The 16,881-nt window shown below is 63.2% G+C and carries 18 protein-coding genes and 1 tRNA gene; 9 read left to right on the plus strand and 10 right to left on the minus strand.

Translation table 11 applies throughout. The annotated features are described in order from the left end of the window. Positions 1-14: 14 nt before the first annotated feature. From ampD to fabV, 3 genes are read right to left on the minus strand one after another with little or no spacing between them, the layout of a single operon-like run. Positions 15-575, minus strand: a complete 561-nt coding sequence (gene ampD, locus Q0602_RS22915; RefSeq protein ID WP_298848338.1) for a 1,6-anhydro-N-acetylmuramyl-L-alanine amidase AmpD — start codon at positions 573-575, stop codon at positions 15-17. A 19-nt stretch (positions 576-594) separates the two neighbouring features. Continuing rightward, entirely contained in the window at positions 595-1,581 is a 987-nt protein-coding gene (locus Q0602_RS22920; protein WP_298848339.1) for a GlxA family transcriptional regulator, read from the minus strand. Positions 1,582-1,612: 31 nt separating this feature from the next. Continuing rightward, entirely contained in the window at positions 1,613-2,812 is a 1,200-nt protein-coding gene (gene fabV / locus Q0602_RS22925) for an enoyl-ACP reductase FabV (RefSeq protein WP_298848340.1), read from the minus strand. Positions 2,813-3,080: 268 nt separating this feature from the next. Here fabV and Q0602_RS22930 point away from each other — a divergent pair, with 268 nt between their 5' ends. After that, on the plus strand, positions 3,081-3,485 hold the full coding sequence (locus Q0602_RS22930; protein ID WP_149433672.1) for a hypothetical protein: 405 nt from the start codon (positions 3,081-3,083) through the stop codon (positions 3,483-3,485). A gap of 24 nt (positions 3,486-3,509) precedes the next feature. On the opposite strand, the gene Q0602_RS22935 is transcribed toward Q0602_RS22930, so the two are convergent. Continuing rightward, positions 3,510-4,004 (minus strand): glutathione peroxidase, encoded by a 495-nt coding sequence (locus Q0602_RS22935; protein ID WP_298848342.1) that lies wholly within the window; start codon positions 4,002-4,004, stop codon positions 3,510-3,512. A 103-nt stretch (positions 4,005-4,107) separates the two neighbouring features. Beyond that, positions 4,108-4,629 carry an NUDIX domain-containing protein gene (locus Q0602_RS22940; protein ID WP_295037922.1) on the minus strand — a complete coding sequence of 174 codons (522 nt, stop codon included), beginning with the start codon at positions 4,627-4,629 and terminating at the stop codon, positions 4,108-4,110. A gap of 178 nt (positions 4,630-4,807) precedes the next feature. Between Q0602_RS22940 and Q0602_RS22945 the strand changes: the two genes are divergently transcribed. Then, entirely contained in the window at positions 4,808-6,466 is a 1,659-nt protein-coding gene (locus Q0602_RS22945; RefSeq protein ID WP_298848345.1) for an acyl-CoA dehydrogenase family protein, read from the plus strand. A 23-nt stretch (positions 6,467-6,489) separates the two neighbouring features. Here the strand turns inward: Q0602_RS22945 and Q0602_RS22950 are convergent, their stop codons facing one another. Then, positions 6,490-7,098: a LysE family translocator gene (locus Q0602_RS22950; RefSeq protein WP_298848347.1), complete on the minus strand. Its 609-nt coding sequence runs from the start codon at positions 7,096-7,098 to the stop codon at positions 6,490-6,492. 175 nt (positions 7,099-7,273) lie between these two features. On the opposite strand from Q0602_RS22950, the gene Q0602_RS22955 reads away from it, so the two are divergent. Together Q0602_RS22955 and Q0602_RS22960 are read left to right on the plus strand one after the other, a co-directional pair. Beyond that, entirely contained in the window at positions 7,274-7,597 is a 324-nt protein-coding gene (locus tag Q0602_RS22955) for a hypothetical protein (RefSeq protein ID WP_295037928.1), read from the plus strand. A gap of 171 nt (positions 7,598-7,768) precedes the next feature. Further along, complete coding sequence (locus Q0602_RS22960; RefSeq protein ID WP_295037931.1) at positions 7,769-8,179, plus strand: carboxymuconolactone decarboxylase family protein; 411 nt, start codon at positions 7,769-7,771, stop codon at positions 8,177-8,179. Between the two features lie 173 nt (positions 8,180-8,352). Here Q0602_RS22960 and Q0602_RS22965 read toward each other — a convergent pair whose 3' ends face one another. Next, positions 8,353-9,084: a Crp/Fnr family transcriptional regulator gene (locus Q0602_RS22965; protein WP_298848350.1), complete on the minus strand. Its 732-nt coding sequence runs from the start codon at positions 9,082-9,084 to the stop codon at positions 8,353-8,355. A gap of 293 nt (positions 9,085-9,377) precedes the next feature. On the opposite strand from Q0602_RS22965, the gene Q0602_RS22970 reads away from it, so the two are divergent. Further along, entirely contained in the window at positions 9,378-9,587 is a 210-nt protein-coding gene (locus Q0602_RS22970) for a hypothetical protein (RefSeq protein WP_298848352.1), read from the plus strand. Positions 9,588-9,617: 30 nt separating this feature from the next. Here Q0602_RS22970 and Q0602_RS22975 read toward each other — a convergent pair whose 3' ends face one another. The 3 genes from Q0602_RS22975 to Q0602_RS22985 all read right to left on the minus strand — a co-directional run bounded on the left by Q0602_RS22975 (position 9,618) and on the right by Q0602_RS22985 (position 12,003). Continuing rightward, positions 9,618-10,232: a hypothetical protein gene (locus Q0602_RS22975; protein ID WP_149433664.1), complete on the minus strand. Its 615-nt coding sequence runs from the start codon at positions 10,230-10,232 to the stop codon at positions 9,618-9,620. A gap of 254 nt (positions 10,233-10,486) precedes the next feature. After that, the gene (locus Q0602_RS22980) at positions 10,487-10,672 is read right to left on the minus strand and encodes a hypothetical protein (protein WP_298848355.1); all 186 of its coding nucleotides are present in this window, start codon (positions 10,670-10,672) and stop codon (positions 10,487-10,489) included. A gap of 1,244 nt (positions 10,673-11,916) precedes the next feature. Beyond that, positions 11,917-12,003 (minus strand) — tRNA-Leu (locus Q0602_RS22985). Positions 12,004-12,136: 133 nt separating this feature from the next. Here Q0602_RS22985 and queA point away from each other — a divergent pair. The 4 genes from queA to secD all read left to right on the plus strand — a co-directional run. After that, a complete protein-coding gene (queA, locus tag Q0602_RS22990; RefSeq protein WP_298848356.1) occupies positions 12,137-13,174 on the plus strand; it encodes a tRNA preQ1(34) S-adenosylmethionine ribosyltransferase-isomerase QueA in 1,038 nt (345 codons plus the stop codon). Positions 13,175-13,382: 208 nt separating this feature from the next. Further along, the gene (gene tgt / locus Q0602_RS22995) at positions 13,383-14,501 is read left to right on the plus strand and encodes a tRNA guanosine(34) transglycosylase Tgt (protein WP_295037939.1); all 1,119 of its coding nucleotides are present in this window, start codon (positions 13,383-13,385) and stop codon (positions 14,499-14,501) included. A gap of 104 nt (positions 14,502-14,605) precedes the next feature. Beyond that, positions 14,606-14,938, plus strand: a complete 333-nt coding sequence (gene yajC / locus Q0602_RS23000; protein WP_295037940.1) for a preprotein translocase subunit YajC — start codon at positions 14,606-14,608, stop codon at positions 14,936-14,938. A 105-nt stretch (positions 14,939-15,043) separates the two neighbouring features. Next, positions 15,044-16,881: protein translocase subunit SecD (secD, locus tag Q0602_RS23005; protein WP_298848359.1), on the plus strand; the 1,838-nt coding region annotated here is incomplete at its 3' end.

The following is a 16,881-nucleotide window of genomic DNA, read 5'->3' on the forward strand; positions in this document are numbered from 1 at the left end:
CTTGAGAGTAGCACTCAAACGGCCTCTGTCAGGCAGCGCCTCAGATACGCCCAGTCGAATGCCGGGCCCGGATCGGTCTTGCGCAGCGGCGCGATGCGCGCATGACCGGTGATCCGTTCGGTGGAGACTGACGGATAGCTGCCCGCCAGGGCGTGCAGCGCCTGGGCCAGGGCACGATACTGCGCCTCCCGGTAAGGCACCTCGTCGGCGCCCTCGAGCTCGATGCCGATGGTGAAATCGTTGAGCCCCTCGCGCAGGCGTTCGCCGTCGTGCCACTGCGACTTGCCGGCATGCCAGGCGCGGCGGTCGAAGGGGACGAACTGCACGCACTCGCCGTCGCGCCGGATCAGCAGATGCGCCGAGACCCGCAGCGAGGCGATCGCGATGAAGGCGGGGTGGGCCTTCGGGTCCAGGCTGTTGGTGAATAGCCGCTCGATGGCATCGCCACCGAACTCTCCCGGCGGCAGGCTGATTCCGTGCAGGACCACGGCTGACACTTCCCCCTGCGGCCGCGCGTTGGCGTTGGATGAGACCACCCGCCTGGCCGCGCCGAGCCAATGATCGTCGATCGTCATGGTGGAAGCTCCTTCAAGATCATGCCCCCTGCCCGGCCAGTCCCAGCCGCTCGTCTCTGGGGCTGATGCCAAAATGGTGCCGATAGGCCGTGGAGAAGTGCGCGCCCGAGGAGAAGCCGTGAGCCAGCGCGATCTCACCCACCGCCTGATCGCTCTCGCGCAGCAGCTTGCGTGCCCGCTGGAGACGCAGGTTGAGATAGTAGCGGCTGGGCACGGCCTGGAGATGCTTCTTGAACAGGCGCTCCAGCTGCCGCCGGGATATCCCCAGGTGGGCCGAGAGCTCATGGGTGGTCAACGGCTCTTCGATATTGGCCTCCATCAGCGCCACCGCGTCCACCAGGCTCTGCGGCGCATGCCCCAGGCGTGAACGCAGCGATGTCTGTTGCGGCTCGTCGGCCATGCGGATCCGCTCGCAGACGAAATGCTCGGAAATCCGCTGCGCCAGGGTCACGCCCTGCTGCTGGCCGATCAGCGTCATCAGCATGTCCATTGCCGCCGTCCCCCCGCCGCAGGAGAGCCGGTCGCGGTCGATCTCGAACAGTTGATGAGAAACGTGGATCTTCGGAAACGTGCGCGCGAAGGCGTCGCCGCTGGCGTAGGGGATCGAGGCCCGATAGCCGTCCATCACGCCCGCCCTGGCGAGCCAGTGGGTGCCGCCGGCGATGCCGCCCAGCGTCACGCCCCGGCTGGCCAGGCGATGCAGCCAGTGGATCAGCGTCTCGCCACTCTCATCCACGGTGCTCGCGCCATCCGGCGCGGGCGCGCAGACGAACAGCATGTCGAGATGGCGCGCATCGCTCCCGGCGACGCTCTCCGGCGAGAACGACAGTTCCGCCACGCTCTTCACCGCCCGGCCATCGATGCCGAAGGTGGTGGCGGCGTAGAGCCTCCGCCCCGCGAGCGTGTTCGCGACGATCAACGGCTCGATGGCGCAAGCCTGGGCCAGCAGGGAGAAGCCCGGCAGCATTACGAACCCCACTCGGCGTGGGGTGTCGCTGGCATTCATGCTCGACGGTTCATGCGCTGGTGCGTCGGAATCAGACTTGGACGACGTCGAATTCGACCTTCGGGTCGACGTCGGCCTCGTAATCCACGTCGTCGCGCTCGAAGCCGAACAGCTTGAGAAACTCATGCTTGTAGCCGGCGTAATCGGTCAGCGCAAACAGATTGTCGCTGGTCACCTGCGGCCACAGATCCTTGCACGCCTGCTGGATGTCGTCACGCAGCTCCCAGTCGTCCAGACGCAGGCGCCCGGCCTCATCCACCTCGGGCTCGCCCTCGGCATAGAGACGCTCGCCGAACAGGCGGTTGAGCTGGTCGATGGTGCCCTCGTGGACGCCCTGCTCCTTCATCACCTTGTAGACCATGGAGATATAGAGCGGCATGACGGGGATCGCGGCGCTGGCCTGGGTGACCACGGACTTGAGCACCGCCACGTTGGCACTGCCGCCGCTGGCCTTGAGACGTGCGTCGATCTCGCCGGCGGCGCGATCGAGATCCTCTTTCGCCTTGCCGAGGGCACCGTGCCAGTAGATCGGCCAGGTGATATCGGTGCCGATATAGCTGAACGCCACGGACCTGGCGCCCGGCGCCAGCACGCCCGCCTTGTCCAGCGCATCCATCCACAACTCCCAGTCCTGGCCGCCCATCACCTCGATGGTATCGGCCACTTCCTGCTCGGTCGCCGGCTCGACGGATGCCTCGGTAATCGTATCCTTGTTGGTATCGATGGCGGTCGCGGTATAGGTCTCGCCGATCGGCTTGAGACTGGAGCGCTTGAGTTCTCCGCTATCCGGCAGCTTGCGGACCGGCGAGGCCAGCGAATAGACCACCAGGTCGACCTGGCCCATGTCCTCGCGGATCAGCTCGATCGCCTTGTCGCGAACCGCGTGGGAAAACGCGTCGCCATTGATCGACTTGCTGTAGAGCCCCTCGGCCTTGGCGAACTTGTCGAAGGCGGCCGAGTTGTACCATCCCGCCGTGCCGGGCTTGCTCTCGGTCGCCGGCTTCTCGAAGAACACGCCCAGCGTATCGGCGCCGTAGCCGAAAGCCGCGGTGATGCGGGCTGCCAGCCCGTAGCCGCTGGAGGCACCAATGACGAGCACGTTGCGCGGGCCCGCCTTGTCACCGCTCAGGTTGGCGCGAGTGGTCTCGATCTGTTCGAGTACGTTGCGCTCGCAGCCGAGCGGATGCGTCGTGGTACAGATGAAACCGCGAACCTTGGGCTTGATGATCACGTCTAACCTCGTCTTCTACAGCGAAACGGAAGCCCCGGCGAAGCGTGCCGGGAGGTGGCATTGATCGAATGCTTGCCGAGCGCATTCTAGCAGGGTGGCGAAAGCGGGGGCGAACTCGCTTGAACCTTCACCACCAGGGTCGTGCCATCCCCGGAGTCCGGCGGCTCGCCTTCCGGCCTTCTGCCGGGCCGGACTTGTCTCTCTCGCCCGGGTATTCGAAGATGGCTCGCCCGCGCGCCGGGCGAATCCAGAGAGCGGAGAAAGCCCCATGTCCCACGAACAAGAGATCGAAGAGCTGGTCGTCCGACGTGGCGCGCTCTGGTTGGCGCTGTCGCCATTGTGGCTCGAGCGGGAGCCGAGGGAGTCCGACTATGCCCGCATGCTCCGCGAGATCGATGCCAGCGAACTGACGCTGCAGCAGCTGGAGTGGGTCTACCGGCTGGAGATGTCGCCGGTCATGGCACGCTACCAGCTCTCGATGGCCGGCGAATGGCGGGCCTTCGACGAGACCGAACTGCTGACGCGACTGGTCCGCCACAATCGCAGGTTGAAGGGGTGGCGCAAGACGACCTGGTCGCTGTTCTCGGGACTGACGACGATGATGAGCCGGCCTCGCTTCAACGAACTGGGCGTGCGAGTCATGGTCGCGCGTGGCGAGCGCCCGCCGGGCTAAGCGGCGATCTCGCCCGCGCCGGGGTCACGCCGAGAACGGCGTATCCAGCGCCTCCTCGATGGCGCTGCGCAGCGCCCGCGGCGCGACGCGCGGACCGAAGCGCCGTATCACCTGCCCGTCCCGCCCCACCAGGAACTTGGTGAAGTTCCATTTGACCGGTGTGCTACCGAGCACCCCGGGCGCTTGGCGGCGTAGATGCACGAACAGCGGGTGCGCCTCGCGCCCATTGACCTTGACCTTCTCCATCAGCGGGAACGTCACCGCATAGCGCCGCTCGCAGAAGGCGCCGAACCCGGCCGACGATTCCGGCGACTGGCGTCCGAACTGGTTGCAGGGGAACGCCAGCACGGTGAATCCCTGGTCCCGGTACTCGCGGTAGAGTTTCTCCAGCCCCTCCATTTGCGGCGTGAATCCACAGCGGCTGGCGACATTGACGACCAGCAGCACCTGGCCACGCAGCGCGCGCAGGTTGAAGGCTTCGCCGGACTGGGTCCGACAATCTTGCGTATATAACGACATGGATGAATCGACCCGGGAACGCCAAGTTCAAATCGGTGGGACCCGCGCCAGAACCTGCCGACGCGTCGCTCCCGCTCGAAAGAGTGCCACGCCAGCCGCCAGTTCACCAGCGATCGAGCGCGATGGCCCTCGCCAGCGCCATGCGCGTGTCCGGCGTCGCTTTTTCCAGCGCCAACGCCTCTGAAACCGACACCCAGCGCACCGCTGCCACCTCCTCCGGCTGCAGGCGCAGAGGCCCGTCGTAATCCACCCAGTAGAGGCTGCCGTAGAGGTTCAAGCCGGCCTCGTGGAACACGAACTCACCGCCGGGAACCAGTTCGACACCACCAACACCGAGCTCCTCGAACAGCTCCCGCCGCGCCGCCGGCAGCGATGCCTCGCCTGCCCCCACCACACCACCGGCGGCCAGGTCGAACCAGCCCGGGTGGGTCTCCTTGATCGGCGTTCGCTCCTGCACGCAGATCTCGCCCACGGCATTGCGCACGATGATATAGGTCGCCCGGTGCCAGCAGCTCAAGCGTCGCATCATGGCACGTGACGCACTGCCGCAAGGTCGATTGCGCGGATCGACGAGCTGGACCTGCTCATCGGCGATGACCCGTTTGTGCAATGGGAACGGGCTCATGGGAAACGTGCTCATGGATGACCTGACGACCGAAAACGGGATGGCAGCGTATCACGACTTCCCCCCGAGCTCGGCCCTGGGGTGGGGGACCCGCCGACGGAATGCCGCATTGGTCGAATGCGAAACACAGCGATGAAGGTCCGGTTTATGCTCGAATCAGCCATCTCGGAGAGCTCTCATGACCGACTACGCGCCCCGCACCGAACTGACCACGCACTGCGTCGAGAATCAGCCTGCCGCAGATCCTGAACGCGACCTGTGGAAAGACGATCGCCCCTTGCGCGAGACGCTGTCGCAGTTCGCGCCGGCCTGGGTCGGCGAACGCCTGGCGCCGTTGGGCCGGCGTCTGGGCGAGCCCCACATCCAGCGCTGGGGCGAACAGGCCAACCGGTTCCCGCCCCAGCTACACGCTTTCGATCGTCACGGTCGCCGCCTGGACGAGGTCGACTACCACCCCGCTTACCACGCGCTGATGGCACTCGCGATCGGCGATGGCTGGCACGCCGTCGCCTGGGAACGCGAGCATGACGGCGGCCACCAGGCCCATGTCGCCGCGCTCTACCTGCTGACCCAGGCGGAACCAGGCTTCTGCTGCCCGATCACCATGACCCACGCCGCCATGCCGGTGCTGCGGCAGCTGCCGGAGAGCGAGGGCTGGCAGCACCGGCTGCTGGGTCGCGATTACGATCCCGCCGCCATCCCCGCCGAGCGCAAAAGCACCAACACCTTCGGCATGGCGATGACCGAGAAGCAGGGTGGCAGCGACGTGCGCCGCAACACCACGCGGGCGCGGCCGGTGACTTCGCCCGGCACCGGCGAGTGGTACCGGCTCGATGGCCACAAGTGGTTCTGCAGCGCGCCGATGTCGGATGCCTTCCTGACCCTGGCCCAGACCGACGACGGCCTCTCCTGTTTTCTGGCACCGCGATTCACCCCGGACGACCGGCGCAACGCCATCGAGATCCAGCGGCTCAAGGACAAGTGCGGCAATCGCGCCAACGCCTCGGCGGAGATCGAGTATGCCGGAGCCTGGGCGCAACTGGTGGGAGAACCGGGCCGGGGAGTGCCCGCGATACTGGAGATGGTGCAGCAGACACGGCTCGATGCCGCCACCGCACCGGCAGGCATGATGCGCCAGGCCGTCAACGAAGTTTGGCACCACGTGAAGGGACGCCGGGTATTCGACCGGCGGCTGGCCGATCAACCGCTGATGCAGCGCGTTGTCGCCGACCTCGAGATCGAAACCGAGGCCAGCCTGATGCTGGCGATGCGAGGGGCGCGCGCCATGGACCGTTCCCGGAGCGACGAGCATGAAGCCGCGCTGGCAAGACTGCTCCCGGCGCTGGGCAAGTTCTGGCACAACAAGCGCGGCCCGGCGTTCATGGCCGAGGCGATGGAGTGTCTCGGGGGAATCGGTTACGTCGAGGAGACGCCACTGGCCCGGCTCTATCGCGAGGCACCGGTCAATTCGATCTGGGAAGGCTCGGGCAACGTCATCTGCCTGGACGTGCTGAGGATCATGGAGCGCCACCCGGCCAGCATCGCCGCGTTGCGCCAAGAACTGGGCCTGGCCCGGGGCCATCATGCGGCCTTCGATGCCGCCATCGACTCGCTCGACGAGCGTCTGGCGGCCGGCCCCGAGCAGTTGCAGGCCGAGGCGCGCTGGCTAGCCCAATGCATGGCCCAGACGCTGCAGGCCGCGCTACTGATTCGCCACGCGCCCCACGCCATCGCCGACACCTTCTGTGCCACCCGGCTGGCCAATGCCTCGCCGATCTTCGGCGTTCTCCCAGCCGACGCGCCGCTGGCTGCGATTCTCGAGCGCCTGGAGGCGTAGACCTGACCAGAAGGCCGCGGCGCTCAGCCCAGCGCCACCCGGGCCGCCAGTCCGAGCAGGACAAGGCCCGTCAGCCGATGGATCCACGCCGCGTGTCGCTGCAACCACGGCAGCACGCGGGAATGCGACAGCAGCAGTGCCACCAGCACGTACCAGCCGCCATCCACCAGGGTCGCGGTCGCGACGATCAACCAACGGCCCGTCGCGCTCAGGTCGGCGCTGACGAACTGGCTCAACAAGGCGACGAAGAACACGATCAACTTGGGGTTGCCCAGCGCCACCAGCAGGCCATCGCGCATGGCGCGACGCCAATCGCTGCTTCGGCGAGCCACGCTGAAACCACCGCTGCCGCTGGCCCGCAGCGCCTGGATTCCCAGCCACGCCAGATAGCACGCGCCACCCCAGGTCACCAGCCGGTAGAGCCACGGCTGATGAACGATGACCGCCGCCAGCCCCAGCACCGTCAACCCGGCGTACAGACCGACACCCAACGCATGGGTGACGCCAGCGATTACCCCACACCTGCGCCCGCCCCCCAGTGTGTTCTGCATTACCATGGCCAGGCTGGGGCCGGGCGACATGGCACCGAGGGCGCAGATCGCCAGAAGAGACAACCAGAGTTGCAACGACACGTCGACTTCCTGTTTTCCACCCTAGATATTCGTCCGCCGACTATACCGGACGATCGTGGCAAGAACCGCCTGTCGGGGGCGAATCCGCGGGTCCAGGATAATTGCGGCAGCGCGGGCACTTCACAACGACTACGCTGTCATACGCACTCAGGCCCATCCATCAGGGAGATGAAACATGAGCCTATTCAAGCGTGAAGACCAGCAAGCCCGCACCGATCGCATTCGCGACGATCTGCACGACATCGGCGAACAGGGACAGGCGCTCGGGCGTGACCTCAGAGACGATGCGCAGGACGCGATCGAGGAGGCACGAATGAAAAGCGAGGAGCAGTACTCCCGCATGGCTGCCGACGCGCGTCGCCGCAATCGTCGCTTCAAGCGCTCCGCCAATCAGTCTCTCAACGACTGCGACCGCTATGTTCGCGACCATCCATGGTCCAGCATCGGTGTCGCCACGCTGGCCGGCGCCGTGATCGGCCTGTTGATCAGTCGCCGCTAGCGCATGGCAACGCCCCGTCCCGCGGGGCGTTTCCAGATCTTTTTCAGCTAAACCATATTAGCTAAACCATAGTTTCAACCTTTAACCGTCATTGAACTTTCTAATCGAAGCTGTGGACGTTTGAGAACGATAGTCGTTTAATCGCATGACACCTGAATTCAGGAGACTGAGATGAACGCAGACAAGTGGCAAACGATCGATGTCAAGCACATCGACAAATCCGCAAGGTCGCTGCACGCCTGTTCGCTGGACCCCTCCATTCGCTGCCTGGCCGAATTGCGCGCCTCGCAGATCAACGGCTGCCTGAGCTGCACGCATTTTCGCCGCGAGCAGGCCGAGGCGCTGGGCATCTCCCCCAGCAAGCTGATGGCATTGACCGCCTGGGCTGAATCCGACGAGTTCGACGAGCGAGAGAAAGCGGCACTGGCATGGTGTGAGTCCTTCACCCATTTCCGCCCCGCCAATCCGACGACTCGCAAGCTGGCGTTGAACGCGTTTTCACCGCGGGAACTGGCGGATCTGACCATGGCGATCGAAATGACCAGCGCCTTGAGCCGCGCCTCGCGCCGCGCCGCGGTCTAGCCAGGACTCGACACTGGGTTCATCTCGACCCGCCCTCGTCATCGACGGGGGCGGGTTCTCCGCGTCTGAGGGTTACCCACCAGCGCTTGCCTCTCCCCCTCGGCAAGCCAGCGGGGATCGATCCGCAGCCTCATCCCGCTCAAGGCCGGATCACGGGTGGAGCCATCCCGCGCTCAAGCCGTCTGAACCAAGTGGTCCTGCAGGCAGCCCACGACACTCCCCTCGCAGGCCAGCGCCTGCATGTCCAGCATATGCACCCAGCCACGCGCGAGCTTGAGCAGCCCTTCCTGACGGAACGCCGTCAGCGTACGGCTGACATGCACCGGGGAGAGCCCCAGCGCATCCGCGAGCTGCTGCTGGGATAGCGGTAGACGAAAGCGCTCCCGCAGCGTCTCATCGTTGTTGCGCCGCAGACGGCAGCCTATCTCGAACAACAGATACGCCACTCGTTGGCGGGCACTCCGGCGGGAAAGATGGACCAGCCTCTCACTCAGCACCGCCTGCTGATACGAGCAGGCCGCGAAGCAGGCCGAGGTGATGCGAGTCGATTCACGAAACAGGTTCAGCAGCTGCCGATTGGCGATCGACCGGATCTCGCCGTCTTCGAGCATGGCCACGCTGGAGAGCCTCTGCTTGAACGGGAACTCGTGGAGTCCGATGACATCGCCGGGCAGGTAGATCTCCAGGATATGACGGGCCCCACCCTCCAGGTGGCGGAACGAATAGGCCCATCCACTCTGCAAGGCACAGAAGTCCCGCGCAGTGTCGCCCTCGTGCCAGAGCACCTGCCCCTTGGCAACGCTCGTCGAGGCGCTTTCCAGAGCATCGAGCTGGCGGCGATCATTTTCCGAGAGTTTTCCGTAGTGACTAAAATGGCGGGCAATACAGCCTTCCTGCTGACCCATGCATTTGCCTTCTTGAATTTTTCAAGCATGACAGCATGTTAGGCAGGCAAGTTACATAACATCGGTTAGATGGCCAGGGTAAAATGGCTGGTGGAGGAGCGCTCGACGGTCTCTCTCCACAAGCCGGGCATACCGGATGATGGCGCCCTTTCGACGAAGAGACGCTCGCCCTATCGTGCTATCGCCACTGGTGACTCGCACCATCCTCCTCGTGTCCCGGGGTGACAGAATCCAGTTTGAACGCACGGAAGCTTATATTAGAATCTATTAATCAAAATAAAGCGGGGATAGAGATGTTCAGGCGCTACATCGTAAGAACCAAACAGGCTGGCACCTTGCATCAGCACTTCACCATTACCGATACGCACAACGGCAACCTGACTGTCGATGTGTACCATCGCGAAGCCAACGCAAGACGACGCATGGAACTCCTCAACAGACAGGAAACCGGCAGCCATGGCACCTGGTCCGTCCCCGAGCGGGAAGCAAGCTCCGGCGAATGACGCTCGGCCAGGAGCTCCCATCGAGAACCGTTACCCCGCGGTTCGACTCAGCGTACCGATCAGGTAGAGATCGTGCAGGTAGCCATCGAGCCTGGAAATACCATGGGTCATGGCGATCACGGCATAGATGAGCAACATCAATATCCAATCACTATTCATCCACGCCAGCGATTCCACCGGTACGCGATAAGCGATGGTATACAGACTCAGCCCGCCCAGAAACATGACCACCAGGCAGTTGACCAGCACGAGTGTCAGTAACACCGGGCGGCTGTCCCTGCGGGGCAGGTTGGTCTTCCACGCCAGCGGATGACGCACCCTGAGCCGGCCGTTGATGACGATACGCCGGCCCCGGCGCAGCAGCGCTCCCAGGTACTGTGGAGCGTTCGGCAGCGAAGCCGCGGAGAGCAAGAGGCGCTGATCGAAGTGCGCCCCGAAAAGTCGACCCGCGATATCCAGCAACCGCTGGGGCTCGCCAGTGGCCGCATACCGCTCAGCCTGTTGCGAAAGCTGACCCAAGGGCGTTTCACTGCTCGCCTGACGCTCGTCATCCTCGAAGTTCTGAGCGTAATAAATGTCGTAGACCTGATAAACGGAGACGGCGACACCCACGAAAATCAGCAAGAACGTCAATACACTTATCATGCTCCCCACTCCCCAAGTTTTGATCCCGCATCATAGCAATGTCTCGACGAGACAGGCCACGCAGCAGCGGTGCGTCATTTAGCCACCGGCTAAAGTCGTAGCACGCGAGGAACCGCGATCGCTGAGAATCCAAAGTCATCAAGGGCCGTTGAGCGATGCCCAAACACCTTGCGACCCGGTATCCGTTCCGACCGACCTGAGCCAATCTCTGGTCCGCTCTATCCCCGGGCTCCCTGCCCCACTGCTTCGTTTAGCTACCCGGTCATCAACCACAGCGAGTATTTCGGCGACTGCATACCGATCGCTTGCAGCATTTCACCCTTGGGCGGTCTGCCTGACAGCCCGATGCTTTCTACAATTTTCTTCGCCACAGCAATGATTTGCGAAAACTCATGACGTCCAGACGTCTCGGCAACCTGCCGATGTTCAGGATCGGCCATCGCCGCATGATCAACATCGCCCTCCTGACCGCTGAATGCCTCCAGTCGGAGGATTGGTCATGAATCGGCAATCCCTCACGCGCGTGTCAGAGAAAACATCGTTTTCAATCCTTAATTTTTCTTTAAGGGTAGAGATACCTTCTGTAACATCGCCAGCACTGACACACGCGCCAAATTTTCCAGTTCTGGTTGCTTCCCTGCGGCCGCTTCGACCCGGTATGGCAAACGATCTATCCCGACCGCTTCCCATAGCCGGGTTTCTTTTGGCTCTAGCACTTTCGACTATATTATTGATAACCACTCCATTCGAGGAGTAGTATCGGCTTGTGCAACCGGTCAACCGAGCCTGCCCTTATCCCTCAGTCGCACTGCGGATGAGCTGGTTCGTCGGCCTGCACAGCTACAAATCGACCATGAACAGCGTTCTCAAAAAAATGACGTCCTGACTCGATCAGTAGACGCACTCCCAGCCCGCGCCGATATAAGGCTCAACCAAGCCCGATATCGAGCGCGGGTTTTTTGTGAACTTTGCATCACTTCTTTACAAACATCATCCAGAATATTTCATGTGCAATCAGTTTCTCTAATTTTCAAGACGAAAGTCTTATCCTGGTTCGTATTACCTTTGAATTATCTAGTTTTTTTATTTGCTCTGGCGACGCAAAACAGCGACAATCTCGCCATTGGGCAATATGTGTTGTTTCTAATAAATGCTGCCCCTACCGCGTTCATGGTCGCCTTCCGCAGGAAGCGATCGTTTCCGGCCCGTAGGTCGATCATCTCCCTTGGTGACGCTTATCGGGCCGTTTTTTTGTCCCCGATTTCCCCTCCAACCGGGCTCCTCTTGGTCAGTGGCGCTCTCGATTGCTCGTCTGCCCAGCCCGACAGGCTTCTCCGGCGTCACGGGCCTTTTCCCTCCCCTAGCGAGCACGCGTTCACGCCTGAATGCGCCTCTCTCAAAGGCTATAAAGGGAGCGGGTATTCAGCTACCCAAGGGACAGCGAACGCACGTTTTCGCCACACCCTTGTCAGCCATTGCACGATGAATGGCGGTGAGTATTGAGGCTGCAAAAGAACTGGGATATCAGACAATTACGATGACAATGCGCTAAGTGCACCTGTCGCCCGACCAGCTGACGAACGCCATTGAATACGCGCCAAAGGTCGATGACCAGAGTGTGGACACTGGCAAGAATATGTGAGGGGTGATACGAGGAAAGATGACGTCAAATCATTGTAAAGCATGGTGCCGGCGGTCGGACTCGAACCGACACACTGTTTCCAGCGGCGGATTTTGAATCCGCTGCGTCTACCAATTCCGCCACGCCGGCAGCGGAGACGCATTATACGGACGCCCGCCCCGGCGTCAATCATCACGCTGACTTAATCGGCTACGTGCTTTATGATGGCGCCCTTTCAGATGTCACCCGCCCATCCAGATTCGACCGATACGCGACCTACGCCATGCAGCGCGCCGATTTCCATTTTGATCTGCCCGACGAGTTGATCGCTCGTTACCCTTCCGAACAGCGTACCGACTGCCGGCTGCTATGTGTCGACGGCGATTCCGGCGCGCTGGAACACGCTCGGTTCCCCGACCTGTTGGCTCGGCTCGAGCCCGGCGATGTGGTGGTTTTCAACGACACCCGGGTGATTCCGGCACGGTTGTTCGGCCAGAAAGCCAGCGGCGGCAAGGTGGAGATGCTGCTGGAGCGCCCGCTGGACGCTCATCGCGGGCTGGCCCATCTGCGCGCCAGCAAGTCGCCCAAACCGGGTACCGAGCTGATCTTCGAAGGCGACATTCATGCCGTCGTCGAGGGTCGTCAGGAGGCGCTGTTCGAACTTCGCTTCCTGGGCGAGACGCCGCTGATCGCCCTGCTCGAACGGCATGGCCACATGCCGTTGCCGCCTTACATCACCCGCGAAGACGAGCTGGCCGACCGCGAGCGCTATCAGACCGTCTACGCGCGCCGCGAGGGCGCCGTTGCCGCGCCGACCGCCGGGCTGCATTTCGACGAGACGCTGATGGAGGCCCTGCGCGCCAAGGGCGTCGAGACGGCCTTCGTCACCCTCCATGTCGGTGCCGGCACCTTCCAGCCGGTGCGCGTCGACGACATCCGCGAGCATCACATGCACAGCGAGTGGCTGGAGGTGGACGAATCGGTCTGCCAACGGGTCAATCGCGCCCACGCCGCCGGCAACAAGGTGGTCGCCGTCGGCACCACCAGCGTGCGTTGCCTGGAAACCGCCAGCCAGGGCGACAATGGCGAACTGACGCCTTACCGCGGTGAAACCGATATCTTCATCTATCCCGGCTATCGCTGGCGCTGCGTGGATGCCCTGGTCACCAACTTCCACCTGCCGGAGTCGACGCTGCTGATGCTGGTCTCCTCGTTTGCCGGTCATGACGCCGTCATGCGCGCCTATCAGGAAGCCGTCGCCGAGCAGTACCGCTTCTTCAGTTATGGCGATGCGATGTACCTGACCCGTCGACCGGACTGATCCGTACACGCCTTGCACGCATCCCGGTCACGAACATTGCGCACGGCTTCGGGTGCATCCCGGTAACGACATCGGGACGGCCTCGAGCGTGTTGGAACAGACAAACGCTTTGCGCGCGGCCTCGGGCGCGTTGGAAACAAACGAACGCTTTGCGCGCGGCTTCGGGCGCGTTGAAAGGAAGAGAGACACCATGCGAGACGTGTGCTTCATGAAATTCGAGCGACTGGGCCAGCAAGGACGTGCCCGTCGCGGACGCCTGACCTTCCCGCGCGGCACGGTGGAGACACCCGCCTTCATGCCGGTGGGCACCTACGGCACTGTCAAGGGGATGACGCCCAAGGACGTCGAGGCGATCGGCGCCGAGATCATTCTCGGCAATACCTTTCATCTGTGGCTGCGTCCCGGCACCGAAGTGATCGAAGGTCATGGCGACCTGCATGACTTTTCGCAATGGCACAAGCCGATCCTGACCGACTCCGGCGGCTTTCAGGTGTTCTCGCTCGGCGCGATGCGCAAGATCACCGAGCAGGGCGTCCATTTCCGCTCGCCGGTGGATGGCGCCAAGGTCTTCATGGGGCCGGAAGAGTCGATGGCCGTGCAGCGTTCACTGGGCTCCGACATCGTGATGATCTTCGACGAGTGCACGCCCTACCCGGCCACCGAAGCCGAAGCGCGGAAGTCGATGGAGCTGTCGCTGCGCTGGGCCAAGCGCTCGCGCGAGGCCCACGGCGATTCGCCCTCGGCGCTGTTCGGCATCGTCCAGGGCGGCATGTACCCCGACCTGCGCAAGCGCTCGCTCGAGGGTCTGCTGGAGATCGGCTTCGACGGGCTGGCGATCGGCGGCCTGTCGGTGGGCGAACCCAAGGAAGAGATGATCGGCGTGCTGGATTACCTGCCGACCTGGATGCCGGAGGACAAGCCCCGCTACCTGATGGGCGTCGGCAAGCCCGAGGACCTGGTCGAAGGCGTGCGGCGCGGGATCGACATGTTCGATTGCGTGATGCCGACCCGCAACGCCCGCAACGGTCACCTGTTCACCGCCGACGGCACCGTCAAGATTCGTAACGCGAGCCATCGTCACGACACCGATCCGCTGGAAGCCGACTGCGACTGCTACACCTGCCAGCACTTCTCCCGCGGCTATCTCCACCACCTCGATCGCTGCGGGGAAATGCTCGGTTCGATGCTCAACACGATTCACAATCTGCGCTACTACCAGCGCCTGATGGCGGGTTTGCGCGGGGCTATCGAAGCGGGTACATTGGCCGACTTCGTAGCACAATTCTACCGGCGACGCGGACTGCCCGTGCCGCCCGGGGTCGATTGACACGATCCGAGTCGGCACGTCGATGATCTGCCGTCCATCGGTCTCGCCCAAGTAACCGTCTCATTACGCGACCATTTCCTCACATAACTTTCGGAGAAACATCCATGCTGGACTTTTTCATCCCTGCGGCTCACGCCCAGGATGCGGGCGGCCCTGCCGGCGGTGGTATTGCCCAGATCATCATGCTGGTCGGCTTTGTGTTGATCTTCTACTTCCTGCTGTGGCGTCCGCAGTCCAAGCGCGCGAAGGAGCACAAGAAGCTGGTCAACAATCTGTCCAAGGGTGACGAAATCGTGATCGGCGGCGGGCTGCTCGGCCGCATCACCAACGTGACCGACGACTTCATCAGCATGGAGATCGCCGAAGGCACCGTCGTCAACGTTCAGAAGAGCGCGGTAGCCTCCGTGCTTCCCAAAGGCACGTTGAAGTCGCTGTAACTCTCCTGGCTGCCGGCCCTCCCGCCGGCAGCCGTCTCTTTCCGCGACACTCTTCGCACGACGGTCATTGCCCCGATCGTCATTGATTGAAAGGACAGGGCTTCCATGCTCAATCGTTACCCCCTGTGGAAGTATCTGCTGATACTCATCGTCTGTGTGGTTGGCGTCATCTACGCGTTACCCAATCTTTACCCACAGGATCCCGCCGTCCAGATCAGCACCACCAACGGTTCTCTGGGCAGTCAGCAGCTCGACCGTGTTACCCAGGCGCTGGCCGAGGATGACATCCAGGTCAAGTCGGCAGCGATGACAGGCAACAACACCGCCCTGATTCGGTTGAACGATGCCGAACAGCAGCTTCCCGCCCGCGATGTGGTCGACGACGTACTCGACGGCGACTACACCGTGGCGCTCAATCTGGCCGACTCCACGCCATCCTGGCTGACCAGCCTCTCCGCGGCGCCAATGAAACTCGGTCTCGACCTTCGCGGTGGGGTTCACTTCCTGCTCGAGGTCGACATGAAGGCGGCCGTCGAACAGCGTCTGGAGGCGACGGCCAGCGCGATTCGCGCCGATCTCCGCGATCAACGCATTCGCTACCGCTCCACCGACGTCGACGACAACGCGCTGCACCTGGAGTTCGCCAACGCCGAGGACCGCGATGCCGCGCGCGATCAGATCAGCCAGACATTCAACGAATTCCAGCTGGAGAATCGTGACGAGGGCCGCCGGGCCTTCCTCGACATGACGCTGACCGAGCAGTCGATCAAGGACATTCAGGATTACGCGGTCCAGCAGAACCTGACCACGATCCGCAATCGCGTCAACGAACTCGGGGTGTCCGAGCCGCTGGTACAGCGCCAGGGCCCGAGCCGTATCGTGGTCGAGCTGCCGGGCGTGCAGGACACCGCCGAGGCCAAGCGCATCGTGGGGGCGACGGCGAACCTGGAGTTCCGCCTCGAGGCCCGCCCGGACGCCCCGGATTCCGAGACGGAGACCTTCCCGTTCCGCAACGACCCACAGCGCACCGCCACCCTGTCGCGTGACGTGATCATCACCGGTGACCGGGTCTCCAGCGCGAGCCAGGGCTTCGATCAGAATGGCCGCCCGCAGGTGAACATCAACCTGGACGGCACCGGCGGCTCGCTGATGAACCAGGCCACCCGCACCAATATCGGTCGCAACATGGCGGTGCTGTACATCGACCACAGCACGGAGACCCGCACGGTCACCCGTGATGGAAAGCAGGTCGAAGAGCGCATCCCGACGACCAGCCGCAGCATCATCAGCCTGGCGACGGTGCAGAGCGCGCTCAGCAACCGCTTCCGCATCACCGGGCTGGATTCCCCGACCGAAGCCAGTGAACTGGCGCTGCTGCTGCGCTCCGGCTCGCTCGCCGCACCGATCTACTTCGTGCAGGAGCGCACCATCGGGCCCAGCCTGGGCGCACAGAACATCGAGCGCGGTATCTTCTCGGTGATCGTCGGCGGGCTGCTCGTCATCGCCTTCATGCTGATCCGCTACAAGGCCTTCGGCGTGATTGCCAACGCGGCGCTGGCGGTCAACCTGGTGCTTCTGATCGCGGCCATGTCGCTGCTCGGCGCGACCCTGACGCTGCCCGGCATCGCCGGTATCGTGCTGACGCTGGGCATGGCGGTGGATGCCAACGTACTGATCTACGAGCGCATACGCGAGGAGCTCAGACGCAAGACGCCCGCCCAGCAGGCGATTCATGCAGGCTATGGTCGCGCCTTCACCTCGATCGTCGACGCCAACCTCACCACGCTGCTGGTCGCGGTGGTGCTGTTCTCGATCGGCACCGGGCCGATCAAGGGCTTCGCCGTGACGCTGTCACTCGGGATACTCACGTCGATGTTCACCGGCATCGTGGTGTCGCGTGCCCTCGTCAACCTCTCCATCGGCGGCAAGCCGGTGAAGAAACT

Source organism: uncultured Salinicola sp. (assembly GCF_937921195.1).
In the GTDB taxonomy this organism is placed as follows: Bacteria; Pseudomonadota; Gammaproteobacteria; order Pseudomonadales; family Halomonadaceae; genus Salinicola.